This is a genomic window from Brevibacillus sp. FSL L8-0520 (assembly GCF_037963895.1).
GTDB lineage: Bacteria > Bacillota > Bacilli > Brevibacillales > Brevibacillaceae > Brevibacillus > Brevibacillus borstelensis.
The window spans coordinates 4,256,523-4,281,239 of the sequence record NZ_CP150171.1; the positions used below are offsets into that span (position 1 = coordinate 4,256,523).

Below are 24,717 nucleotides of genomic sequence, written 5' to 3' on the forward strand. Positions count from 1 at the left end.
CTGTATCTTTTTGCAGGATTCATGGTTTTCGGGATTGTTTATGAGCTGACAATAAACAAGAAGCGGAGAAGCGAACGTCTGTCGGAGAGCGTAAAACATGAGGGACGTGCAAATATCGTTTACAAGGAACAGTTTTTAGACGAGCAGCGAAATCACATCCACGATAGATTCCCTTAACATTCGATACTTATTGATCCCCAGTCCTTTCGGCACTGGAGTTTTTTCCGCCCATTTCTGTCGGACAATGCTCCGACAGGGCGAATACCCCGTATACTGCTACTGGAAAACAGATAGAAACCTTGAGAGGAGTGTCATTCGCACCATGCAACCGTATTACCAGCAGCCAATTGATCCTTCGACCGGTTATCCTTCTGCCGGTTATCCCTCTGCCGGCTATCCCTCTGCCGGTTATCCCTCCCACAATTATCAAGCGTATCTGGAGGAGTATGCTTATCCTGTTCAATGGAGAAGACGCAGGAGACCTCGAATAGACTTTGTTTTTCCGTTTGTCTTTCCGTTTCATTTTGGATTCCGCCAGCCCTTCTATCCATACTATCCTCCGTTTCCTTCCCCCTACCCGTACTATTATCCGTATGGCTACTGGCCGGTTTCCGGAGTGGAAGAATCTCAATGACATAGAAACAAAAAAGCGGTCTGAAATAACTGATGGAAAACGTAAAAAAGGCATCTGCCCTTTTCAGGAGGCAGTGCCTTTTTCTTCTTTTTCACGCATTATTCTTTTTTAGGCTGGCCCTGCCCGGTTGGGACTTTGTCCCGCTCCCGATTTGGGCGGCCTTGACTTTGCTTTTGGCGATCCTTTCCACCGTCTCGTGCGTTCTTATCCGATCTGTATTTAGGCTTGTCTCCCCGTTCTTTGCGCTCTCCCGCTCCCTGCCCCTGATTGCGGTCATTTCGCTCTGCGCGGTGCTGCCTGGGATGAACGCGCTTGCGCTCTTTGCGCTCTACAAAGATCTCATCGTCCACTTGACTTTCCCTCGCGGTATCCCCGCTGAGGTCATCGCGATCATCTGCTTGCTGATCAGATGTATATGGAGTAGCTTTCACCTTTTTCAGGACAAAATAGGGACAGCCGAAATTACAAAACTCATGCAAATACTCGTCCAGAGCGGAAATTCGCTGCTCAAACGGCACTTTCCGGTTGGTGCTTTCGTAAAAACCACGTAAGCGGAGCTGGCCGTAACCCCAATCGCCCACAATATAATCGTACTTGTCAAGAATGTCGCTGTAGCGCTCTTTAAACGCTTCCGAATTCCAACCGTCGCGATTGTCTTCCATGACCTCATAAGTGCCTGCTTGGGTGCGAATCAAGGCCGCTTCCTCCTTACCAATGCATACTACGTCCATCTTACCACATTTTTTGCAGAGAGAGATAAAATTCCCACGAAAACGAGACCAGCTCCGAGGACACCCTAGCTGTAGGGGGTGGAACCATTGAATAAAAAAACTTGGTTGCTTCAAGCAGTTGCAGGTATTGCTCTGTTGACTTCCGCATGTGCGAACAACGCTGCGCCTGACGCCAATCGTCCTAACGGCACTACGGTCAATCAAGCCGCTCCGCGTCTTTTCAATGCTGACAAAGCGGGTGTCTACAACAATGCACCCGGGTTGCCGGACAATGCCAGAACAAACTTTCCGTATACTAACGCCAACCGTCCTGCTGGTATTGCCGGGACCGGGTTCGGCACGGCCGGAACCGGAAACGGTACTGCCGGAACCGGGTTCGGGGCTGCCGGAACCGGAACTGGATTCGGTACCATGAACGGGACCGCCGGGACAACCCGAGGCACTGTCTTTGGGGATACAGGCTACAACGGCGGCATCAACAGCTACAACGCCTTTACGGACAATGGCATGCGCCCTCTGAATCGCGCCGGTACCAACAACCAGTCGATTTACCGTACCAATCAAGGTGCTGGTACAATGGCGACCAACACGATGCCGCACATGGGTTATGCCCAGGCACATCGCGCTGACATGCAAGCTGCCGGTGTTGGCGGTGCGAATGGCACAGGCTTTGGCGGTGGTGCCAATAACGTCTTCGTGGATCGCGATGCACTGGCCCGTGCAGTGGGCAATGTGACTGTCAGCTGCCCTGGGGTAGATCGTTCCACCGTCCTGGTGACAGACGAAGAAGTATTCGTCGGTCTCAATACGCAAGGCCCGGATGGACGGACAGCAAAGGATCAGGCGAGAATGAACGCGATGTCGGTTTCTCCTCGTTACTACAAAGTGTACGTAACGGACAACCAACAAGACATTGACGAGATTTCCCGAATTGCGAGCCGCACTTCCAACGGCCCGGTTACGAGGGCTGAAGACACTCGTCAAATCGACGCCTTGATCAAGCGGATGGGCGGAACAGTGGACGGCGAAGAAATGCGCACAAAAGGGTCAACGATGACGACCGAAAACAATCGTACCAACAAAGCAAAACAAGGTATGGGAACCTCCTCCCGATAAATGCGTAAAACCCCTATGCTCGCATAGGGGTTCTTTTATCATTGCGCTTGTGCAATTGTCGCTTTGGCTGCATTCGCCTGTTCATGAGCATGGTAGGAGCTGCGTACCAGCGGCCCTGCTTCCACATGGGAAAATCCGCGACGCATGCCCTCCTCTTTCAAGCGGACGAACTCGTCAGGGTGGTAGTACTTTTCAACAGAAAGGTGCTTTTTAGTCGGCTGCAGGTATTGACCGATCGTCATGATGTTGACATCGACGCTGCGCAGGTCATCCATCGTCTCTATGATTTCTTCGAACGTTTCGCCTACACCGATCATCAGGCTGGACTTGGTCGGAATGTCAGGCTGAAATTCCTTTGCCTTTTTCAAAAGCTCCAGCGTACGGTCGTACTTCGCCCGGGCTCTGACTCGGTCGGACATGCGGCGAACTGCCTCAATGTTGTGGTTCAGGACGTCCGGACGGGCATCCATCACTACCTTGAGCGCATCCCAGTTCCCCATAAAATCAGGGATCAGCACTTCTACGGTAGCAAGTGGCAAGCGCCGGCGAATAGCGCGAATCGTTTCTGCAAAAACAGTTGCTCCTCCGTCTGCCAGGTCGTCACGGGCAACAGAAGTTACGACGACATGCTTCAAGCCCATTTGCTCCGAGGCCTCCGCAACGCGTTCCGGTTCTGCCAGATCAAGCTCAGTGGGCAGCCCCGTTTTTACCGCACAGAATCGACAAGCACGCGTACATATATCGCCCAAAATCATAAAAGTGGCGGTTCGATTGGCCCAGCACTCGTGGATGTTGGGGCATTTCGCCTCTTCACATACTGTATGTAGCGTCTGACTGCGCATCGTTTGCTTTAATTCTCTGAAGTTGGCCAGTTCTTTTCCTGATACAAGGTTGATCTTGAGCCACTCCGGCTTGCGTTGCGACATTAGGGCTCACTCCTCATTGGACTTGGGTCTCTCCATTCATTATAGAGTTTGCTCTGGAATGGGGCAACACCTGTATAATTATCCGTTTATCAGCATCCTCTTTTAGCCGGTCCCTCCAACCGATATACTAAGAAGAACCAATACTGACAACAATGGGGAGGGAGCAACCATGGAACGTGTCATCGAGGTGCGCGGACACATTATCCGCGATAACATTCTCAAGCAAATCGACGCTTCTGTCGTACAGTACAACGGGCGTTACCGCGTTTTGGAATTATCCGTAGGCGATCAGGTAGACGACGAATCAGTCGCCAAGATCGCTCTTAACCTGCCGGAAGACAAGCTCGAGCTGATTTTAAACGAGCTGATCAACCTCGGCTGTACGATTCCTACCGGGGAAGAGGCTCCAACGATCAAACTGGCGGAAAAGGACAAGGTGGTGCCTGACGATTTTTACTCTACCACCAATCATGCCACCGAAGTGTTTCTGAACGGCAAATGGGTCCGGGCCAAGCATCAGCGGATGGATGCCTGTCTTGTGGTCAAGGGCGAAGAGGTTCACTGCGTCAAGCTGCGCGATATTAAAAAGGACGATCATGTCATTTGCGGCAGCAACGGAGTTCGTCTCGTCCTGCAACCGACAGAGGAACGCTCCTCCGAATTTTCTTTCATGAACAATGAAGTAAGCTCGGAGCGCCGTGTCGAAGTCATCGTCAAGCAGTTGGCAGAAGAAATGCGGGACATTCGCAAACGCAACGGTCGCATTGTGTTCGTCGCCGGTCCCGTCGTCATTCACACTGGCGGGCAGGAAGCTTTTCAGAACATGATTCGCAAAGGCTATGTAAATGCACTGCTCTCGGGGAATGCACTCGCCGTGCACGATATTGAAAGAGCGCTGTTCGGGACGTCCCTCGGCGTCAACCTGGACACCGGATCAGTGGTCCGCGGCGGGCACAAAAACCACATGCGGGCGATCAATGCGATCAATCGTTCCGGCTCCATCGCGGAAGCGGTAGCGGATCAAACCTTGAAAAGCGGAATCATGTACGAGTGTGTCAAACACCAGGTGCCCTTCGTGCTGGCCGGTTCCATCCGCGATGACGGTCCGCTTCCGGACACCTTGATGGACCTGATCGAAGCGCAGGCCCGATACGCGGATCAGGTCGCCGACGCGGAAATGGTCGTCATGCTGTCTACGATGCTGCATGCGATCGGAACAGGCAATATGATGCCGAGCTGGATCAAAACCGTCTGTGTGGATATCAACCCTGCCGTTGTCACCAAGCTGATGGACCGCGGTTCCGCCCAAACCGTCGGCGTCGTAACCGATGTCGGCTTGTTCCTGACGATGCTGGACAAGGAATTAAACTGAAGTAAAAAAATGTAATACATGTAAAAGCCTCCAGAAAGGACCTTTTCCTGTCTGGAGGCTTTTTGTATCTTTCCTATATTTGCGTCTCGCTGCTGGCCGTTTCCCTCAAGGAATGCAGGCAGTGGCGGTCTGATCCCTGCAGAAGCGGCTGCAACAGCTTGCTCTCCCGATCTGTGCAGGTAAACAAAAAAATCTGATATTCCTCAGCCAGCCGCATGACCGTATGGAGGGCTCGCTCCAGCCTTTCCGGATCGTAATGGACAAAATGGTCGTCCAAAAACAGGGGCAGCGGCTCCGTCTGTTGGCTGACATGCCTGTGAAGCGCCAGTCGCTGGGCAAAGTAAAGCTGGTCCTGCGTTCCCGAAGAGCAGCAATCATGCTCGACAATTCGCTGGTGCGGCTTGTCCCAGACCTTTATGCCAAATTTCTCCTGGGGGTCCAGCCTGACTTCCTCATATTTGCCTCCGGTCATTTGGGCCATGATGTCGGAGGCAATCCGATTGACCGCGGGTGACAGCTCTTTGTTCCATTCGTGTAAAGTCTGCTGCAGCGTATCCCTGGCGAGAGTGAGCGCTTCCCGGTTCAATTGCAGTTGGCGCAGCCCCTCGACCGCCTCCTCGTAATCCCCGCGTACTTTTGCCAGTGAGACTTCATCCTGCTGGCCCAGCTCTCCCGATGCCCTGGCGATGCGCTCCCGAATTGCGAGGAGCTCCCGATCCAGCTCTTTGGCCTCGCGCTCAAGGGTTGTCCGTTCCTGCTCGCGTACTGCCTTTTCTTGTTCCAGCAGTGCCCGCAAAGCTTCTCCCCACTCTTTTATCAGGCGGGCTCTCTCCTCCTGGCGTTTCCACTCTTGCGCTGCCAGACTCGCTTGTCTGTCTTGCACGCGGTTTTTCCGCTCCTCCCTCATGATCAGGAAGGCATCCCAGTCAGCGGCATTCCACTTTTGCAAAAGCTGCTGCAGCTCCTGGTCGCAGCGGGCAGCCTTGTCCTGCCAGGCTTGCCATTCGTGCTCGTTGCCGGCGGAACGATTTTCTCTCTGCCTTGTCTGTCCCCGATTCGCGGCTGCAGCCGCAAGGGCACATGCAGCTGAGATTCCTGCAGCGATCCAGCCGACCGGAGCGTTGCCCGCAAGCAGAAATAATGCGGCGACGACCAGGCTCGCCAGACAGCTTGTCCACCACAGACGGACTTTTCCGGTCCGCTTCTCTTTCCCCCGGCCCACACGGCTCGGAGCGGTCCTAAGCGCCGCTTCAGCCAACCGGTCGGCTTGCTCCTTGTACTCGTCTCGCTCCTTCCGCAATTCCAATGCCTGCCGGTAAGCCGCTTCCAGCTTTTCCAAAGCATCGCTTTCAGGTACGTCCGCATTTCCTTTGTCTTGTTCAGCTTCACCCCAATCCCCCTGGGCAGCCAAAACTGACTGAACCTGGCGATGCAGCGCACGCTCTTCTTCTGTGCGGGCTGTCGCTTCCCACTGCGGCCAGCCTTCCTCATCAGGCTCCCTGTAGCTGTCCTGCCATCTCCTTTGCCAAGCCTGCTCCTCCTTTTGCAGGACGAGAAGCCGCTGCCGCATCCGCTCCCGGGTCCGCTCCATTTCCTGCTTTGCCTTCTCCCAGTGGGCGATCTGCTGCGTCAATGTTTGAACGGCTGCCCAGCCGGCTTCCGCTTCGGCCAGCTCCTGTTCTCTTTGCGCGACCAGCGCTCCTGCCTTGCCAAGCAGCGTATTTTCCGCCCGTTCCTTTTTTCCGATCAGCGTCAATTCCTTGTCCAGGGCTGCCAGCATTCTGTTTACCGCCGGATCAGCTTCGCTCGTGCCAAACAGCGAAGGCAGGAGGTATTCCGAAGCTTCCAGCGGACTTCTCCTGATCCAGGTCAGGTCAGTAAACAAGCTGCGTGTCAAGCCGAGATGGAGCTCAAGAAAGTTTCGTTCTTTGCGCCGGTCTTCCTGATACAGGTTCGTTACCTCTGTCCAGTCGGGGTCGAGAAAAACCTGAGCCTGTTCCCTTTCCTTTTCCAGACGGCGGTGAAGCCGATAGCGCCTGCCGTCTACCTCGTAGAGAACGCTAAGCTCGTAGCTGCCCGAATGCCACGGGAAGTATTTGTCGTACTCGGGCAAATACCGGGCGGAACGAACATAATCCCGCTTCAGCCCGTACAGCGAAGCAAATATCGCCTGAAGCAGCGTAGATTTTCCCGCTTCGTTGGGAGCGGCAAATACATTCAGTCCCGGGGCGAAGCGAAAATCGGCTCCGCGCCATTTGCCAAAGCCTTTGATCGATAGCTCGTGAATCTTCATCCGATCATTCCTCCGATCCGCTCCAGCGCTATTTTCATGGCCATGCGAGCCACTGCCTGGCGCTGTTCATCGGAAGACGCGGCCGCAGCCGCTTCCTCTTCGGCGAGACGCTGCAGCCAGCGTCCCCAGATGCCGCCCTCGGCGACCAGCTTGCCCGCATCCAGGTCCGGTCTCGTCCGGTCTGTGATGCGGATGGCAAAAAAGCGAGAAAAGCGCTTTTCGAGCACATCTGTAGCTGGCGTAAAATGTACGGGCCTGTCCCCTGTCAAGGTGATGTCCAAAATTTGCCCGTCCTGCACATCGGCCAGCCCGCTTTCCAGTATGTCGGCGACTTGATCGACCGTTTCCGCCCCTTGTATATCGATCTCCCGCCTCACGATCATTCGCGTTTGGACCGGGAGCTCCTCAAGCAATAGCTCGCCCGCTTCATTCAGTTCACCGTACAGGACGTGACGGGGCCCGTTTTCTTTGACAGACAAGCCTTCGGGAGAACCCGGGTATGCGGCAAACGTCCGTCTATGTACCGGATGAGCGAAGCGCGCAGGCTTGTGGATATGTCCGAGCGCAATGTAATCCATTCCCGTTTCTGCGAGCTGCTCTATGGTTACCGGTGCGTACGGATGATGCTCCTCGCCTCCCCCGTTGACCACACTGGCGTGCAAAACCATCAGATGGTGCCGGTAGCCAGGCAGCTTTCCGGGGAATTCCGCCAACGGCGACTCGTACACATGCGGCTGGGGAAAGCCCCATCCGTAGACGACGCAAGACTTTTCGGGAAATTCGAAAGCCCCCCACTCCGGCGTAAACCAGTACACGTTTCCCGGCCACTCCAACGACTGGTAAAAGGAATCGGCCCGCCACGGGTCGTGATTCCCCGGAGCGATACAGACCGGTGTAGGAGCCACGCTGGCAAACAGATCACGCAAAAAAATCGCCGTGGTTCTTCTCCCGCCATGCAGCTCCATGAGGTCACCGGCGATCAGCCAAACATCTGCCCGCTTTTCCAACACGAGATCCCGAACCGTCCGCATCGTCCGCCGAAAGTCGTCCTGCCTCAGCTCATAAGAAACGGACATGGCACGGATCGGCGCGTCCAGGTGGACGTCAGCTATATGAATAAACGACAACATGAAAACTCACTCCTTGGCATGACAGACTGCTGGAGGAAATGGTACACTTTGGTCAGCAGATTCCCCTGTCTCATACACGAACATATTTTCCCTTTTATGATACAGGAAAAGAGTACCGGATAAAAGGAGCGATTGCTGTGCGTATTGCCTATTTGGACTGTTTTTCGGGAATTAGCGGCGACATGCTGCTCGCTGCACTGGTCGATGCGGGTGCGAACCGCGAAACGATTGAACGTGAACTGCGCAAGCTGCCGCTGGGGAATTTCCGCATGGAGTGGAAGACGGTGGTGAAAAAAGGGGTCAGCTCGCTAAAGCTGGATGTGATCGATGAAGAGCTGGAGAAGCTCAAAGCGCTGAAAACATTGCCGGTGCTAAACATCGGACATCATCACGATCACAGCCATGATCACGGACATCACCACCACGAGCACGATCACAGCCATGATCACGGACATCATCATCACCGCAGGTACAAAGAAATTTCTGCGATGATCGACGAGGCTGACTTCTCACCGCGTGTGACCGCCCGAGCGCAAGCGATCTTCGAGAAAATCGCCATTGCCGAAGCCAAAATTCACAATGTGCCGGTAGATACGGTTCATTTTCATGAAGTAGGGGCGCTGGATTCAATCGTCGACGTCGTCGGCATCGCCCTGGCTTTGGAAGACCTGGACATTGATCAGTTGTACAGCGGCCCTGTTCCGACCGGAAACGGCTACGTCCGCTGTGACCATGGCCTGTACCCGGTCCCTGCACCCGCGACGATGGAAATGCTGAAAGGAATTCCGCTTCGCCAAACAGACATACAAAAAGAGCTGACTACTCCGACCGGAGCAGGGGTTGCGGCCGCCTTGGTCAAGCAGTTCGGGCCGCTTCCGGCGATGACCGTGGACGCCATCGGCTACGGGGCAGGGACCCGCGATCTTCCCGATCAGCCTAACGTACTGCGGGTGCTGGTCGGCACTATGTGATCTCATTTAAGTCCGAGACATCCGGAAGCAAAAAAGCCTTGTCCGCAAAATCAGGACAAGGCTTTTTCATGTCTGCTGCCACTGCTCTGCATGAGGCAGGCCCACGGATGCACAAGCTTCCGATCAAGCCTCGCGGAGCAGGCGCAGGAATTCACGCATGAATCCCGGAAGGTCAGGCCATGCGTGGGCTGACACGAGGTTATTGTGAACGTGCAGAGGTTCCGTGCGATAAATGGCTCCGCACGCTTCTACATCTGGGCGGCATGCCTGGTAGGCAGTCATCTCGCGGTCGCGAACGTGCTCGCCTACGAGCGCCAGCACCTGCGAACCGTGACAAATGGCGGCCACAGGCTTGTTTGCCTCAAAAAAGTGAGTCAGGATCGGTTTCAAATGCTCGTTCAGCCGGATATATTCAGGGGCACGGCCCCCCGGAATGATCAGGCCGTCGTATTCCTCCGGATTTACATCCGCAAAAGCCACATGCGAGGCCAGTTGATAAGCAGGCTTTTCCGTATAGGTTTCACTGTGGGCTTCGAAATCGTGGCAGACCGTGTGCAGCGTCTTTTTGGCAGGCGAAGCGATGACGGCCTCCAGCCCCTCCTCCAGGCAGCGATAATAGGGGTAAAAGATCTCCAAAGCTTCCACCGCGTCACCGGTTACAATCAGCACCTTTTTGCTCATAGTACAGCCTCCCCGCTGGATTTTTGAGGAAAAAAACCTCTCTCTACCCATTTCTTCACGGACCGATGAACTCCTGCTGGCAGCATCACGCGTCAGCGTACTTTCATCGCAAGGGCAAGCGAAAGCGCCTCTTGATAAACCTGCTTCACCGGGATGCCGGCTTCTTTCGCCAATTGAGCACAAACGGCATACTCCGGTGAACACTGTACCTGTTTTCCGCGGTGCAGCCCGATTTTTACGGGAACCTCGCCCCATTGTGTTTTCACGGTTGCGAACTGTCTTGCCAGCCGATGGCAGGCCACGGGGAAATACCTGATACCGAAGGTGGTTGTCTCCTGAAACAAGACAGATTTAAGCTCTTCCAGTCTGCTCTGGTAGCACAAGACCTGCACCAATACGCCCGGCCTGCTTTTTTTCATCGTAACCGGAAGAAAGTGGACATCGTTGGCTCCCGCCTCAAGCAAACGCTCCATGGCGTGGGCCATCCATTCCGGACTGCTGTCGTCCAGATTGGCCTGCAGGAGGAACATCCCTTCGTCAATATGTTCAACGCCGTGATCGCGGTATTCATGGACCACGGGAATGCCCGTCCGTGATTCTCCACAGCCGGCAGGGTCGTTCATATCGGCAAAGAAGACAGCCACTCCATCTCCGGCCTCCACGCGCTTTATCTTGCCGCTGATCGTCCCGATCGGTTTTGCCCCGGTCTCCTGCAGCCACAGCAGCACAAGCGGAGAAAACTGTTCTGGCGGAATGTGCGGGTCCTCATGTACGTTCCATCCATCCAGCAAGGGCAGAGCGGCTACCGGCAATCTGGCCGGAATCACCAAAGGCTGAACGAGGATTTGCACATTTTTTCTGCACGCTTCCGGCTCTATCACGGTCCATAGCTGTCGCAACGCCTCCGTTTCCTTTTGCCATACGTCGGGTGGGCATGTGGTGCGAAAGTTCTCGGCACGCTGCAAAAAAGCCTCGAAATGCGTCTTATGCGGCTGGACCGCCTGATTTTGATTTGCAGCTCCCGGACGGACCTTCTGGTTTGCAACTCCCAGCCGGGCCTCCTGATTTTCTGCTTCCGCCCGAACCCGTCCTGCAAGTCCGCTGCACGCTGCACCTTCCACCTGCTCCAGAGAATCAATCCCGGCCTTCTCCCACAACCGCAGCAGCGGACCACGCAATTTGTGGAAAAACAGCGGCTGATCGCCTCTTATCATCATCGTCTGCATCCAGTTTCCTCCGTTCTGTCTTCTGATACGATCATACACCAAAACCCGGGGTTGGCCCATTCTGGCTCCCGGGACTGGCAAAAACTATCTCGGATAATCACAGTGTGCTGGCAGAACCTACAAAGGAGAATACTGCTGGAGGGAGACGGGCATGACTACGTTTCGCCTGATGATGCAAATCAGTTTGTGCGTACTCTTAACCTTGTGTTCATGGCCTCCTGTTTCACAGGCAGCTTTGTCCGTCCCGGCGGCTACTTCAGGAGATCCCATCTATCAGGAACGACTGGCGCTGTTTCAGCGCTTTGAATCCGTATACGGCATTCCCTGGTCATATCTGGCGGCGGTGGATCAGTACGAGCGTTCCATCAACAAACGCTCAAGGCAAAAAGACAACCGGCAGCAAGCTCCCCAGCGCTTGACAGCCATTGAGATTCCTCCTGCCTTGTGGGGCGGACCATTGAACCCGGACGACCGGGATGCCACTCCCGCTTCCATCCAATTTTTCGGCGGACTGGGTGTGGATGGAGATGGGGACGGCAGAGCAGACAGGGAAAATGATGTCGACGTGCTGACTACGATGACCCTGTTTCTGTCTCGATACGGCTTTACCCGCGAGGATTGGAAGATCGGGCTCTGGTCGTATTACAAACGCGACAGGGCTGTGAAAACGATCGACCAGTTTGCTTCTGTCTTCGAGAAATTTCAGCGGCTTGATCTGGATGACCACCATTTTCCCATCCCGAAACGCTACACATACAGCTATCGCAGTACATGGGGCGATCCCCGCGGCTGGGGAGGCAGACGTATCCACGAGGGAACGGACATCTTCGCCGGATACGGCACGCCGGTGCTAAGCACAGGCTATGGAGTAATTGAAGTCGTCGGTTGGAACCGCTACGGCGGATGGCGGATCGGCATGCGAGACATCGGCAACGTCTATCACTATTTCGCCCACCTTTCTTCGTTTAAAAAGGGTTTGAAACCGGGCGATATCGTGGAGCCGGGAGAAGTGATCGGGTACGTCGGCAGCTCCGGCTATGGAAAACCTGGCACCTCCGGCAAGTTTCCGCCCCACCTGCACTACGGCATGTACAGTGACACGGGGAGCAATGAGTGGGCGTTCGATCCGTATCCTTACTTGAAGCGATGGGAGCGGCAGATGTACAGCAAAAAGAAAAAGCGGTGAAGATGAGCGCGGGAATTGCTCTCCCGCGTCTTTTGGCTGCTTGCCAGTATGCAGACACAGCTTGTTCGATTGGTTGGTTCCTCCGTTTTCCAAACTTTCCTTTTACCATTGACACGGACATTTCCCCTACATACAATCAAGATAGAAAAACTGGACGTTCGTCCAAAAAAGTTGGTGCATATCTGATGACTCGTTCTCCCCGTGCACAGGCCAAAGCAGAAGCAAAGCGGGCCCATCTGATCGAACAGGCGACTCGATGTCTCGCCGAAAAAGGCTACGCCTCTGTCTCGCTTCGGGATATCGCCCGAGAATCGGGAGTCTCTCTCGGGATATTGCACTATTACTTTGCCAGCAAGGAAGACCTGCTGCTCTCCGTTATTTCCGGTTACAAGGAACGTTTTTTACAAGAGCTGGAGGAAGATCTCATCTTGGGTCCTGTCACCGGGTGGCAGACGCGCCTGTCTTCGCTTTTGCGCAAGGTTATGACAGAAGACCGCAACCTCCACCGTCTCTGGTACGACTTACAGGTGCAGGCCATGTACGTCGACGCCTTCCGCCAGCCTGTCCGAGAGATTCGCGAACGGCTTTACACCCTGATCTCGCGGATGCTGGAAAAACTGCTTTCTGAAAAAGGGCAGAACACCCCGCCGCCATCCCAGGAATGGGTACATCTCCTCTACACTGCGCTGGACGGCATGTTCTTCCAGGCCCTGCTGATGGAACCAGAGCAAGCAGACCGAATGATCGCCAAACTGGACAGCGACTTGTCCCGGCTGCTGGCTATGCTTTTCGACTCCCATAAGACGAGGTGAAGCAAATGGGCACTCTCACACTGCGCAATCCGGCTACCGGAGAAGTGATGGGGACACTGCAGGAAAACTCCCCTGAAGAGGTTCACAAGGCCATGGAACGGGCCAGACTGGCATTTGGTCATTGGGGCAGCACGCCTGTTTCCGCGCGGGTTCACTACCTTCGCAACCTCCGCCATTATTTGGTGGAGCATGGCGAAGAACTGGCGAAAAAAATCAGTGAGGCGACCGGCAAAGTGGCATTGGAAGCGTACATGACCGAGATTTTCGTGACCGCAGACACCATCCGCTTCTATGAAAAAAACGCGGAGCGCATGCTGGCACCCCGCAAAGTGCCGACGCCGATCGCCCTCTCTCCGAAGAAGTCGTCTATTCACTACCAGCCGATGGGCGTTGTCGCCGTCATCTCTCCCTGGAACTATCCGTTTCAACTGTCTGTCGTTCCGGTTCTCTCGGCACTGATTGCGGGGAATACCGTCATTTTGAAGCCTTCCGAGATAACTCCCGGGGTCGGTGTGCTGATCGAGGAGCTGTTTCAGGCTGTCCCTGCCCCGCAGCACATCGTCCAGGTGCTGCACGGAGGCAGACAAGTCGGGCAAGCGCTGGTGGCGGCGCGGCCGGACAAAATCTTTTTCACTGGTTCGGTAGCCACAGGGAAAAAGATCATGGCACAGGCTGCGGAGCATTTGATCCCGGTAGAATTGGAGCTCGGCGGCAAAGACCCGATGATCGTGCTGGAGGACGCCCATCTCGAACGGGCGGCAAACGGCGCTGTTTGGGGTGCCTTTACCAACTCCGGGCAGGTTTGCATGTCTGTTGAGCGCGTCTACGTGCATGAACGCGTCTACCCGGAATTCCTTCGCCTGGTCAAAGAAAAAACGGCAGCCCTGCGTCACGGTTTTCCCGATCAGGCCGAAGTCGGCTCGATGACCTCGCCGCAGCAGATTGGCATCGTTCGGCAGCATGTCGAAGAGGCGCTGGCCAAAGGGGCGATTGCAGAGCTCGGCGGGAGCTTTTCCGAGGACGGCATGTTTTTGCCACCTACAATACTGACCGGCGTAACCCATGAGATGAAAATCATGCGGGAGGAGACATTTGGCCCGATCCTGCCCATCATGACCTTTTCCACAGAGGAAGAGGCGATTCGTCTCGCCAATGATACGCCCTACGGCTTGAACGCCTCCGTCTGGTCACAGAACAAAGCAAAGGCAAAAAGAGTCGCACTCCAGCTCGAGAGCGGCAATGTCTGCATCAACGACGTCATTATCAGCTTCGCCAATCCCAACCTTCCGTTCGGCGGTGTCAAACAGAGCGGCATCGGGCGCTATCGCGGCCCTGAAGGCTTGCAAGCCTTTACCCATGCTGTCTCGATCATCCACGACCCCGGGAAGAAGAAACGCGAGATCAACTGGTACCCGTATACGGAGGAGCAGCAGACGCTGTTTGTCGGCTTGACCAAGACGTTGTTTGGCAAGGGACAAACCTGGAACAGCCGAAATCTGCTTGCTGCCTGGCGAGAGTGGAAACGTCTGTTTTAGCTTGCCGCAAAACCGCTAATTCATCGTACCTGTTCCGATAATCTCCACCTTCGCTTTTACCCGAAACTCAGCCTTCTGATACAGCTCAAGACCGATTGATCGGCCCCACTCCCCGCGGTATTTTTGCCGGAAGCTCTCTTCGATACTTGCGGGGTCCCACTTTTTCTTTTGAAGCTTTTTGAGCAGCAATGTGATCTCTTTTTCTATTTCCGCTCCTAACTTTCTGGTGATTTCACTGCGCTCCGAAGGGTCCTCCAGATTTCGCGCACCCGTATACCCGAACAGGATGCCGCGAACCTCGACCGCAACATCCACGACTGGCTTGTTGAGAGCCCCGTTGCTGCGCACCTTTGAATGGGAGCGGATAATATCAAAGACTAGCTGTGACCTTTTTCCGGCAGCGTATTCATCTTCGATTATGAAACTGATGGAGGGAAGATGCCTGCGTCCCTTTACCATCTGTATGAATCGCCCTTCCCTTTGCGAAAGGGTACCAACCATATGCTCTCCCCGAAAAGCCGCAACCCCTGAAATGACGATTTCCCCATCTTCCTTTTTCAAATACGGAAGCTCGGGATCGCTCACCTGATTGGTCAGCATGAAAACAAGGTCGTGAAGCGTGGCAAAGGACGTGAACGCCGTCTCCTCTCTGGGACGCAAAAGATTGTTCAGATACGTATTGATCTCCGGCTTGTTTTCGTACTTGCCTTTGATGACATCCTCCGCCTTGCCACCCACAACAGCCACGACCACATTCTCTCCGACGGCCGGATTCCGGTAGAAATCCAGGATCGTCTCGCGAAGCCCCCATTCGCGGACGAATTTTTCGCCAAACAGGATCACCCTTAATTGGGAAAGCGATATGGTTCGATCCGCCTTGCTAGACAGCATAATCGTCGCTTCGCTCGGGATTTTGCTGACCGCTGCATACAACTGTGTACTTTCCTTTTCTTTCTCCGAGGGTACTGGTACAGAAACGGATACCTTCATATGCTTCTTGTCGACATAGTCGATACCCATGACACCGATCAGGGCCATATCTTCGAGCGTCGGCTTCTCGATCTCGGGAGCGCATCCGCTTCCAGACAGCGCACAAACGGCCAGCAGCGGCCCGAACATCAGCCTTCTCCATCGCGCGCTTTTCACAGCGTGTCTCCTCCCCGCTTTTCCCGAATGGCATGCAATAGCAGAAGCACCAACGGCCAGAGGATGACCCCGTAAGCAAAGTAGATGCTTCCATTTCCATACAATAAAATTTCCATGGGGATCGGAAGCGGACCGCGGACGCTGAAATATACGATTATGGTCGCGATGTACAAGTGCAGGACACTGTTTTTTCTCCTCCACCGGTCTATGCCTTTTTTCGCCATCCACAGATAGCCAGCGCCTGTTGAAAGAACTAAAAACACCCAGAGGCCAATCCCGAGATTCTCCACTCGCTCTATGAAGGACAGCTCCACGGCCTTGAACAGATTCAGAATGGGATAAACGACTTGCGTAACCTGCCATACCGAAAAATAGCTGACACTGGCAATGAGGACGAACACATAGATAGCGCAGACAACCCACAGCCCAATCGATGCGTGCCTGAAGACTTGTTCCTTCTTTTGCACGTAGGGGTAATAAAAAAGGATGAGCTCGTAACCGAGGAAACTGAAGAACCCATTATGGACTCCTGCAACGATCTCCATGACATTTACCTGAAACAGCGGGAAAATATGCATGATGTTCCCTTTTTGAAACCCCCACTGCAGGTAATACAGCATCCAAAAAGTAAAAAAGAAGGTCAAGATGCAAAAACGGGCGATCGCTTTGATCCCCCCGAGAGAAATATAGATCATGACCGAAAGCAAACCCAAGAGCGGATACGTGATTGTCGACGTATTCAGCATGGATGTTTGCACCAGTCTGATATAGCCAGCAGAGATGGACGCCACCATGAGCAAGCCGTAAACAATCAGGACACCGTTCACTGCGTAGCCAAGCCATTTTCCAAGAAGCTTTTCATTGATGACAAACAAAGTGTCGCCAGGGCCTGCAAAGAGCCACCATGGGAATAAGCGTCAAGTGTGCTAGGAGGCACATCACTACCGGCATCCACCATTGATCGTATCCAAGCATGCTCAGGCTGTGCGGCAAGGTCAGCAGATTCATGCCCACAATCACGTTGATGATCAAAAACGTGACATGGAACGGATTCAATTTTTCAAGCTTCCCTTTATCCATCGGCTACTCCTCGTCTATGGGAAAAATCTGCTTTTTCTTGGCGTTCGCCATTCCGCTCCGAAATGCGATGAATTTAAATGGAGTACGCAGCAAACTGTTAAAGACATCGCTCCAGACGCGTGGAATACCTGTGCTCATATAAGGCGTACCGAGCGAGGTCAGATTGAGCAAGTGGGCAAACATCAGAGCAAGCATCAACATTTGTCCGTACATCCCCAAGAACCCGGCCGACAGAATAAATCCGTAGCGAACCAGCCGAATGGCATTGCTCATGAGGAAGTTAGGGGGGACAAAGGACAGAAGAGCAGAGACGGACACGAGAACGATCAAGATATTGCTGGCAAGGCCCGCCTGTACGGAGGCGGTCCCGATCACGATACCCCCGACAATACCGATCGTCTGGCCGATTTTGGTCGGCATGCGTATTCCGGCCTCACGGAGAATTTCGATGACAAGCTCGATGATCAGCACCTCGATTACAGGCGGAAACGGCACTCTGTTGCGCGATTCGGATAAAATCGTCAGCAGTGGCGGGGGCAGCATTTCCGGGTGATAGGTTAATACCGAAACATAGCTGGAAGTGAGCAAAACGGTCAGGAAAAGTCCCAGGAAACGGATCATCCGCAGCAGGCTGGCTGTCGACCAGCGGTTGTAAAAATCCTCCGGGCTGCTGAATAACTCGAAAAAAGCAGCGGGACAAATGGCCGCTTCCGGACTTCCGCTCAAAATGAGCAAAATGCGCCCATCCAGCAAAGCCGCCGCCGCATTGTCCGGCCGTGTGGTGAGTCCAAACTGGGGAAATGGCGAATAAGGCTTGTCCTCCAGCATCTGCTTCAAAATCGGCATCCCGACAAAGCCGTGATATTCCGTATTTTTAATTCGTTCCTGAACGCGAGTGATATTTTCCGGGTTGGCGATGCCTTCTAGGTACAGGATGGCTACTTTGTTTCTGGATTGAGTCCCGATGCTATGTACCTCGATTTTCAGGTCAGGGTTTGCGATCCGGCGGCGAATCAGCGAGAGATTCACCTCAAGCATTTCCACAAATGAATCCTGCGGACCAAGCACCGTCGATTCCGTCTCCGGCGGGCTGATCGTACGGTGCGGCGCTTTGAATGTATTTACCTGCAGCACCTCGTCCCGCTCGGGAAAGATGAGAATCGTATGTCCACGCAGCAGGTTGTCCGTTATCTTCATTTCCTCATCGGGATTGACCAACTGGCCCAAGGGGAGGGCTCGCACAGGGCGGCGCCCGTCTTCTCGCTGAAGAGGAAGAAGGATGCTCTCGTAAATATTGGACTCATCTACCAAGGTATTCAGAAAGTAAACCTCTACAGGTTCATCGTTCATCGACAGATGGAGAACTGTAAAATCATCCACGTTTTGCATTCGCGCTTGCAGCAAGGCTCGGACCTTGTGTGCAGCCTGTTTTGGGCGCCTTTTCGCAGAATGGCCAGAACCGGGACGTGTCAGTACCTTGTCAGCGTTCTTTCTCCACCACGCTTTTACATCCATGGATCCCGCCCCCTGTGCACAGGAAAATCCTTCTTACTTTGCCCATCCCTGGTCAAATTATCCAAAAGGAAAGCGGGGACGATGCGCCCTCGCGCCTGCCCCCGCTTTTGCTTTGCCGTATAGGATACCCCTATGTCAAGCAAATTGCCGGCTCAGATTTGCCATTTCGATGGCTGCCGAAGCCGCTTCCCAACCTTTGTTGCCTGCCTTGGTCCCCGCTCGTTCGATCGCCTGCTCGATCGAGTCGGTCGTGAGTACGCCAAAGATAACGGGAATCCCCGTATTCAGCGAGACCGATGCTACCCCTTTGGCGCATTCGCTGCACACGTAATCAAAGTGCGGAGTGGAACCGCGGATGACCGCTCCCAGGGTCACGACTGCATCGTACTTTCCGGACTCCGCCATCTTTTTGGCGATCAGCGGGATTTCAAATGCCCCCGGCACCCAGGCAACCTCTACCGCGTCTTCCTCGACACCGTGCCGCTTCAATGCATCGAGAGCGCCACCGACGAGCTTGCTGACAATCAGCTCGTTAAATCTCCCTGCGACAATCCCGACACGCAAGCCAGTTCCGATCAAATTTCCTTCCCAATGTTTCATGATCCTTCACTCCCCTGCAAACTGGAGCAGATGGCCCAGTTTGTCCTGTTTTGTGTGCAAATACTTTTCATTTTCGGGATGCTCCGGCATTTGCAGCGGAACCCTTTCGGCGACCTGCATTCCATAGCCGGAAAGGCCGCGAATTTTGCGCGGATTGTTCGTCATCAGCCGCATCTGCTTTACGCCCAGATCGAGCAGAATTTGCGCCCCGATCCCGTAATCGCGAAGATCAGCGGGAAAACCGAGCTTTTTGTTGGCTTCCACTGTATCATAGCCCTGCTCTTGCAGCCGGTAAGCCTTCAGCTTGTTGATCAGTCCGATGCCCCTGCCCTCCTGGCGCATGTAGAGAACGATGCCTCGGCCCTCGGCCTCGATCATGCGCAGGGCAGCATGCAATTGCGGGCCGCAATCGCAGCGATGCGAACCGAATATGTCCCCGGTCAGGCACTCCGAATGGACCCTTACCAGGACGGGCTTGCTGCTGTCAATCTCTCCTTTTACAATCGCCACATGCTCCTTGCCGTCCAGTTCATTGGTGTAGGCGACAATGCGAAAATCCCCGAAGGCGGAAGGCAGCTTGGCCTCTGCTTCGCGCTTTACCAATCTTTCATGCTGCATGCGGTACTCGATCAGGTCGGCAATCGTGATCAGCTTCAGCTCAAACCGCTTGGCGATCTCGATCAACTGCGGAAGGCGAGCCATTGTCCCGTCCTCGTTCATGATTTCGCAGATGACGCCAGCCGGCTTCGCTCCGGCCAGCCTGGCCAGGTCGACTGCTGCCTCGGTATGTCCTGCGCGCCTCAGCACGCCTCCTGCTTTGGCGATCAAGGGGAAAATATGTCCCGGACGGCGAAAATCGTCTGCGCCTTTGCTCTCGTCCAGCATGGATTGCACCGTATGGGAGCGCTCATGCGCAGAAATGCCTGTATGCGTCCCAGTTTCATCGATAGAGACCGTGAAGGCAGTGCCTTGGCGATCCGTATTTGCTTCCACCATGGGAGCCAGCTTCAAGCGTTCCGCATGCTCTTGTGTGACAGGGACGCAGATCAAACCGCGTCCGTGCATTGCCATAAAATTGATCATCTCCGGCGTTGCCGCTTCGGCCAGGCAAACGAAATCGCCTTCATTCTCCCGATCCTCGTCATCCACGACGATGACAGGGCGGCCGCTTCGCAAAGCCTCAATCGCCTCTTCAATGGTATGAAACATCGTTGTTCCCTCCTTAAGCGAAGCCGTGTTCCTGCAAAAAAGCCAGGTTCAGGCCTGCTGGTGCTTTCTGTTGTTCGCCCGGAGTCCTGCCGCCAAGCAGCCTCTCCACGTATTTGGCGATCACATCCGTCTCCAGATTGACCGGATCGCCGACCTGTTTTTCCAGCAGATTGGTCTGCTTGAGCGTATGCGGAATGATCGAAACGGACAGGCTCTCCTCGTCAACGGCCACTACGGTCAAACTGATGCCGTCTACAGTGATCGAGCCGCGCGGCACTACGTAGCGAAGCAGGTGCGGTTTCGCCTGGATCGCAAATCGCACCGCATTGCTGTCCGTTTTTTTGGAGAGGATTTTTCCTGTGCCGTCTACGTGGCCCAAGACCAGATGGCCGCCGAGACGATCTCCGAGCTGCAGCGCCCGCTCCAGGTTGACACGCATCCCCGGCTTCAGGCTGGACAGGGCCGTCACCCGCCACGTTTCCGGCATGACATCTGCCTGAAAGCGGTTCGCGGAAAACGAGGTGACCGTCAGACAAACGCCGTTGACAGCGATGCTGTCACCCAGGCGAACATCCTCCAAAACGGCCGCGGCCCGTATCGTCAGCTTGCTGGACCGCTCGGTGACCGCAATGGAATCTACTGTACCTACTTCTTCAATCAATCCGGTAAACACGGCTTCCCCTCCTATCATTTGCAGCCCGCATTCCTGCGCGTTTCGCTATTCGCTGGCTCCATCCGGCCATACCGGATAGCCGGTAATGCAAAGATCGCTTCCTCCGATCGGCTCGACATCCACGTCCGCCAGAGAGATGGCTTCCCCCATATGAGCTGCGCCCAGTCCCCCGTAGGGAGCAGGCGCCCCCTGTCCGCCGATCAGCTTGTAGGAGAGAAAATGCACGACCTTTTGAATGGCCCGTGCCTGCAAAAAAGAGCCGTTGACCGCCGCTCCGCCTTCGACAAACAGAGAAGTGATCCCTCTTTCCCCCAGCACCGCAAGCACCTGCTCGACTGTTACGCGCCCTTCCAGTCTCACAATCTCGGCCCCGTGGCTCTCGAGCTCTTTTTGCCTGCCGATGGGTGCGTCATCCGCTGTGAAAACGAGCGTCGGCGCCTTGCCGTCCCGTATCACGCGGGCTTCCGAAGGGGTCCGCAGCTGGTTGTCGAGAATGACACGAAGCGGCTGCTTTCCCCTGGCTATTCCCTGTTGGCGGGCCGTGAGCTCAGGGTCGTCCGCGAGCACTGTCTGAACCCCAACCAAAATAGCATCGTGCTCTCGCCGTAGCTGATGGACCTGCTGGCGGGCCTCTTCACCCGTAATCCAGCGGCTGTGCCCCGTATGCGTAGCGATTTTCCCATCCAGCGAAGCTGCCGTTTTGACGGTCACAAACGGTGTTTTCGTCGTGATGAAATGGAAAAAGACTTCGTTTGCCTTCTTCGCCTGTGCTTCTCCCACTCCCACTGTTACTTCCACACCCGCCTGTCTGAGGCGAGCGATTCCTGTACCGGCGACAAGCGGATTCGGGTCCGCCACTGCAACCACTACTCGCTTGATGCCGGCTTCAATGATCGCATTCACACAAGGAGGGGTTCTCCCATGATGACTGCAAGGTTCCAATGTGACGTAAAGCACGGCATCTTTCGCATGCTCACCAGCCATCCGCAGTGCATGCACCTCGGCATGTGGTTCACCCGCTTTTACGTGAGCGCCCATCCCCACGACTGCTCCGTCCCGGACGACAACGGCTCCCACTACCGGATTGGGACTGGTTTGTCCTCTTGTCGCCCTCGCCAAGTCCAGTGCCAACGCCATATACGACAAGTCATTTCCTGACATGAGTTCCTCTCCTCCCCAATGAAAAATGCCCTCGAAGCACGCTTCAGGGCATTGGGAAAGAAGCCTCTCGTTTTTCTGTTTTTTCACAGAGAAACGAAGGCCACATGCACCTTCTCCCATCCGGACTGTAACCGTCGGCCTTGGATTTTCACCAAGTCAGTCGCTCATGGCTTCAGCCATGGGCGAGTCGCGGGCTCAGACGCTGCTTTCGTCATTACCGCCGGTCAGGAATTTCACCCTGCCCTGAAGGTCATCTATTCAGTTGCTGCCGAGCCGCCAGCCCGCAATCACGAGCCAGGAGACTACCAAGGCATGTCTCCTACTTCCTGTCGCGCGAGTCGCCATCACCCTTTCCCAATAAAAAATGCCCTTGAACAAGTTTCAGGGCATAGAAGAAGAAGCCTTTGGTGCTCGGTTTTTTAAACAAAGCCAAAGACTATAGCCACCTTCTCCCATCCGGACTTTACCGTCGGCCTTGGATTTTCACCAAGTCAGTCGCTCACGAAATATCTTTCATGGGCGAGTCGCGGGCTCGGACGTGCGTTCGTCATCACCGCCGGTCGGGAATTTCACCCTACCCTGAAGGTTGGATAATCAGTTGCTTGCATTATAACACGTTTTTTTACAAGCACTACACTTTTTTATTGGAAGTCGGCAGTTTCCCTCCTGTCGGCAACTACCGCTTTGTCATCCATGGTCGCAAGGCAAAAGCAAGCCAGCGCAAAGCATTGAAAGATTTGCCCTGCAAAATGCTCTCTCCCCACCTGCTTCCCAAGACAGGGACGATTCTGTCCAAATCCTCATTGTCCAGCCTCTCCACTGCCCTGCGTAAAACCAGTGAATTCTCGTAACTGCGCCGTAAAGGCTGCGTCAATTCTTCATAAGCGCCCTTGCCGCATATATCATACGCTGCATATATGCCTGTCAACAGCGCCGTGAATTGGCCAAATCCCAAGAAGGGCATCAGTGCGCCAAAGCAGTTTCCGACAAAAAACGTATTGCCAATCCTCGCCCTGCGGCAGATGCCGATCGGGTATCCGGTCACATGAAAGTGACTGGTAATCCTGAGCGGCTGACGCAGGTCCCGGCAAACCCGCTCGTAAAATAAACCCCAGCGCTCGTCGACATCAAGCCGGTCATTCTCTGGATAGTCGGGGTAGGCCATGACCAGGTTCGCTTCCGTGTCCGAAAGCGGGAGCAAATAGCCGTATCCCTTTTCCATATAGCTGTAATCCAGCCATGCACAAGGCGTGTACCTGTCAAAGTCTCCGGTTACCATTGCACCTTTTAGCGACACGGTCAGGTCTGTCCGGAAGTTATGCATTTTCCTTGTGTACTCCCCGTCTCCTGTGGCGACTACTACGTGCGTGTACTCCATCAGCAATTCCTCGTATGTCGCTTTGGACCGGTACTGGATGGCACTTTTTACCTGCCGGCCGAGCTGCCTTTCAAAAGCGTGCTCATGTCTGCCGCGGTAATTGATAAATCCCAGACTTCCTTCGATTTCCGCCTTTTGGCTCTGCGAGAACACCAGCAGCCTTTGGATGCTCGCAGTCGGCTTGAGGTAAATGCCGTTTTTCTCCGCGAAAAAGGCAACCGGATCCGTAATCGGCTTTTGCAAAATGGAGAGCATGGATTCAGCGTTCACAAAGCGGTCGCCTAACCGCTCCCTCACTTCGAAAACGGCGGGCGATATTCCGTGTTTTTCAAGTGTGATCGCGCAGGCCAAGCCTGACAGACCGGCGCCCATAATCGCAACCTTCACGCTTTCATCATCCGTTCGTCTGTTTTCCTAACATTCTTGACGAACCGACACCTTTTATTCCCTCTATCAGTTTCCTCCCTGGAATCTTCCTCCTCCATGTTTTGGAAATGCCCAAACGAGCACTCCCCGAAGCAACGGGAACGTGCTCGTTTTTGTAGCAGCCGCCTGTTTGGCTCTTTTACGGCTGCCTGGATACGTCTTCCGGTCTGGGCACATCCGGCTTTCCTTCCGGATTGTTGTACAAGTACTGAGGCACATCGCCAATGATCAGCGAATGGGTAATGGGAATCTTCGTCGTGATCGTCTTCTGGTCGGTGGCAAAAGGAATCACGATGCGCAAGTCCACTTCAACAAAAATGTAGACGGTTGCCAGGACCATATTGATGCCGGCCTCGGTCAATTCCGTCTCCAGCTTCGTCTTGACAGATCCGATCGGCACAAACGTCACCGGCAGATCCGGACCCATTTGCGCCAAAAAACTGCTGCCTGTCGCCAGCCCCAAAGGGATATAGCGGTCTACCTTTTCCTCTTCAAACTCCCTCAGCCGGTTCTGTACGCGGGAGGTGGTCTCCCCTACGATCCGGGCATACTCCTTGAAGTTGAACTGGTACGCCTGGATTCTCCCCTGATTGTCTTTTTCAATTTTGACGATCTGGTTGAAATCTACCCCTTGCTGGGCAATCCGCTTGGTGACCGCATCTGTAATCGCTTGTTTGGCCAACTGCTCGGCTTTTTGGGTTGCGAGAATCTTCAGCGTCGGTTCCAGGCGTTTTTCGATAAAAAACAAAAATTGAATGCTCATCGCCAAAAAAATGACCAGTGCGATAAAAAACGCTTTCGAACGAGAAAGCGGGTTCCTCCACCGCCGACGGGGTCGAAACACGGCCACGCCCGTCACCTCCCAGTTGGTACATCCTATGGCTGGGAGGCGCAAAAAATACGTAACCAAAAAGGA

Annotated in this window: 23 protein-coding genes and 2 riboswitches; of the genes, 7 read left to right on the forward strand and 16 right to left on the reverse strand. The window is 54.4% G+C overall.

Going from position 1 to position 24,717, the window contains the following annotated elements:
- Positions 1-322 precede the first annotated feature (322 nt).
- A complete protein-coding gene (locus tag NSQ24_RS21030; RefSeq protein ID WP_122958458.1) occupies positions 323-634 on the forward strand; it encodes a hypothetical protein in 312 nt (103 codons plus the stop codon).
- Positions 635-732: 98 nt separating this feature from the next.
- On the opposite strand, the gene NSQ24_RS21035 is transcribed toward NSQ24_RS21030, so the two are convergent.
- A complete protein-coding gene (locus NSQ24_RS21035; RefSeq protein ID WP_031932719.1) occupies positions 733-1,365 on the reverse strand; it encodes a YutD family protein in 633 nt (210 codons plus the stop codon).
- Positions 1,366-1,443: 78 nt separating this feature from the next.
- Between NSQ24_RS21035 and NSQ24_RS21040 the strand changes: the two genes are divergently transcribed.
- The gene (locus tag NSQ24_RS21040) at positions 1,444-2,481 is read left to right on the forward strand and encodes a YhcN/YlaJ family sporulation lipoprotein (RefSeq protein ID WP_024983081.1); all 1,038 of its coding nucleotides are present in this window, start codon (positions 1,444-1,446) and stop codon (positions 2,479-2,481) included.
- A 38-nt stretch (positions 2,482-2,519) separates the two neighbouring features.
- Here the strand turns inward: NSQ24_RS21040 and lipA are convergent, their stop codons facing one another.
- Positions 2,520-3,407, reverse strand: a complete 888-nt coding sequence (gene lipA, locus NSQ24_RS21045; RefSeq protein WP_024983080.1) for a lipoyl synthase — start codon at positions 3,405-3,407, stop codon at positions 2,520-2,522.
- 169 nt (positions 3,408-3,576) lie between these two features.
- On the opposite strand from lipA, the gene NSQ24_RS21050 reads away from it, so the two are divergent.
- Positions 3,577-4,779 (forward strand): TIGR00300 family protein, encoded by a 1,203-nt coding sequence (locus NSQ24_RS21050; RefSeq protein ID WP_024983079.1) that lies wholly within the window; start codon positions 3,577-3,579, stop codon positions 4,777-4,779.
- A 73-nt stretch (positions 4,780-4,852) separates the two neighbouring features.
- On the opposite strand, the gene NSQ24_RS21055 is transcribed toward NSQ24_RS21050, so the two are convergent.
- Together NSQ24_RS21055 and NSQ24_RS21060 are read right to left on the reverse strand one after the other, a co-directional pair.
- Entirely contained in the window at positions 4,853-7,072 is a 2,220-nt protein-coding gene (locus tag NSQ24_RS21055; protein ID WP_251255238.1) for an AAA family ATPase, read from the reverse strand.
- On the reverse strand, positions 7,069-8,202 hold the full coding sequence (locus NSQ24_RS21060; protein ID WP_339166521.1) for a DNA repair exonuclease: 1,134 nt from the start codon (positions 8,200-8,202) through the stop codon (positions 7,069-7,071). The genes NSQ24_RS21055 and NSQ24_RS21060 overlap by 4 nt, the downstream gene beginning before the upstream one ends.
- Before the next feature lie 137 nt (positions 8,203-8,339).
- Here NSQ24_RS21060 and NSQ24_RS21065 point away from each other — a divergent pair, with 137 nt between their 5' ends.
- A complete protein-coding gene (locus tag NSQ24_RS21065; protein ID WP_122958521.1) occupies positions 8,340-9,173 on the forward strand; it encodes a LarC family nickel insertion protein in 834 nt (277 codons plus the stop codon).
- Between the two features lie 123 nt (positions 9,174-9,296).
- On the opposite strand, the gene NSQ24_RS21070 is transcribed toward NSQ24_RS21065, so the two are convergent.
- Both NSQ24_RS21070 and larC read right to left on the reverse strand, forming a co-directional pair.
- On the reverse strand, positions 9,297-9,854 hold the full coding sequence (locus tag NSQ24_RS21070; protein WP_003392322.1) for a DJ-1/PfpI family protein: 558 nt from the start codon (positions 9,852-9,854) through the stop codon (positions 9,297-9,299).
- Positions 9,855-9,946: 92 nt separating this feature from the next.
- Positions 9,947-11,080, reverse strand: a complete 1,134-nt coding sequence (larC, locus tag NSQ24_RS21075) for a nickel insertion protein (RefSeq protein ID WP_339166522.1) — start codon at positions 11,078-11,080, stop codon at positions 9,947-9,949.
- Positions 11,081-11,231: 151 nt separating this feature from the next.
- On the opposite strand from larC, the gene NSQ24_RS21080 reads away from it, so the two are divergent.
- From NSQ24_RS21080 to NSQ24_RS21090, 3 genes are all read left to right on the forward strand, one after another.
- On the forward strand, positions 11,232-12,266 hold the full coding sequence (locus NSQ24_RS21080) for a M23 family metallopeptidase (RefSeq protein ID WP_003392327.1): 1,035 nt from the start codon (positions 11,232-11,234) through the stop codon (positions 12,264-12,266).
- Positions 12,267-12,451: 185 nt separating this feature from the next.
- Positions 12,452-13,078: a TetR/AcrR family transcriptional regulator gene (locus NSQ24_RS21085; RefSeq protein WP_024983074.1), complete on the forward strand. Its 627-nt coding sequence runs from the start codon at positions 12,452-12,454 to the stop codon at positions 13,076-13,078.
- Positions 13,079-13,083: 5 nt separating this feature from the next.
- Entirely contained in the window at positions 13,084-14,613 is a 1,530-nt protein-coding gene (locus NSQ24_RS21090; RefSeq protein WP_003392330.1) for an aldehyde dehydrogenase family protein, read from the forward strand.
- Positions 14,614-14,628: 15 nt separating this feature from the next.
- Here the strand turns inward: NSQ24_RS21090 and NSQ24_RS21095 are convergent, their stop codons facing one another.
- From NSQ24_RS21095 to yunB, 10 genes are all read right to left on the reverse strand, one after another.
- Positions 14,629-15,759 carry a Ger(x)C family spore germination protein gene (locus tag NSQ24_RS21095; protein WP_003392332.1) on the reverse strand — a complete coding sequence of 377 codons (1,131 nt, stop codon included), beginning with the start codon at positions 15,757-15,759 and terminating at the stop codon, positions 14,629-14,631.
- Positions 15,756-16,634 (reverse strand): GerAB/ArcD/ProY family transporter, encoded by an 879-nt coding sequence (locus NSQ24_RS21100; protein WP_243013784.1) that lies wholly within the window; start codon positions 16,632-16,634, stop codon positions 15,756-15,758. Before NSQ24_RS21100 ends, NSQ24_RS21095 begins: the two co-directional genes overlap by 4 nt.
- Complete coding sequence (locus tag NSQ24_RS21105) at positions 16,618-16,839, reverse strand: hypothetical protein (protein ID WP_243013781.1); 222 nt, start codon at positions 16,837-16,839, stop codon at positions 16,618-16,620. Before NSQ24_RS21105 ends, NSQ24_RS21100 begins: the two co-directional genes overlap by 17 nt.
- 3 nt (positions 16,840-16,842) lie before the next feature.
- Entirely contained in the window at positions 16,843-18,354 is a 1,512-nt protein-coding gene (locus NSQ24_RS21110; RefSeq protein ID WP_243013778.1) for a spore germination protein, read from the reverse strand.
- A gap of 135 nt (positions 18,355-18,489) precedes the next feature.
- Positions 18,490-18,954, reverse strand: coding sequence for a 6,7-dimethyl-8-ribityllumazine synthase (ribE, locus tag NSQ24_RS21115; RefSeq protein WP_003392339.1), 465 nt, complete (start codon positions 18,952-18,954; stop codon positions 18,490-18,492).
- A 6-nt stretch (positions 18,955-18,960) separates the two neighbouring features.
- The gene (locus NSQ24_RS21120; protein ID WP_003392341.1) at positions 18,961-20,163 is read right to left on the reverse strand and encodes a bifunctional 3,4-dihydroxy-2-butanone-4-phosphate synthase/GTP cyclohydrolase II; all 1,203 of its coding nucleotides are present in this window, start codon (positions 20,161-20,163) and stop codon (positions 18,961-18,963) included.
- A 13-nt stretch (positions 20,164-20,176) separates the two neighbouring features.
- Positions 20,177-20,836 carry a riboflavin synthase gene (locus NSQ24_RS21125; RefSeq protein ID WP_279041808.1) on the reverse strand — a complete coding sequence of 220 codons (660 nt, stop codon included), beginning with the start codon at positions 20,834-20,836 and terminating at the stop codon, positions 20,177-20,179.
- A 45-nt stretch (positions 20,837-20,881) separates the two neighbouring features.
- Complete coding sequence (ribD, locus tag NSQ24_RS21130; protein ID WP_279041806.1) at positions 20,882-21,997, reverse strand: bifunctional diaminohydroxyphosphoribosylaminopyrimidine deaminase/5-amino-6-(5-phosphoribosylamino)uracil reductase RibD; 1,116 nt, start codon at positions 21,995-21,997, stop codon at positions 20,882-20,884.
- Positions 21,998-22,101: 104 nt separating this feature from the next.
- Positions 22,102-22,252: riboswitch (FMN riboswitch) on the reverse strand.
- Between the two features lie 185 nt (positions 22,253-22,437).
- Positions 22,438-22,588: riboswitch (FMN riboswitch) on the reverse strand.
- A gap of 85 nt (positions 22,589-22,673) precedes the next feature.
- Positions 22,674-23,762, reverse strand: coding sequence for an NAD(P)/FAD-dependent oxidoreductase (locus NSQ24_RS21135; protein WP_031932728.1), 1,089 nt, complete (start codon positions 23,760-23,762; stop codon positions 22,674-22,676).
- Positions 23,763-23,940: 178 nt separating this feature from the next.
- Positions 23,941-24,660, reverse strand: a complete 720-nt coding sequence (yunB, locus tag NSQ24_RS21140) for a sporulation protein YunB (protein WP_031932729.1) — start codon at positions 24,658-24,660, stop codon at positions 23,941-23,943.
- Positions 24,661-24,717: the final 57 nt, after the last annotated feature.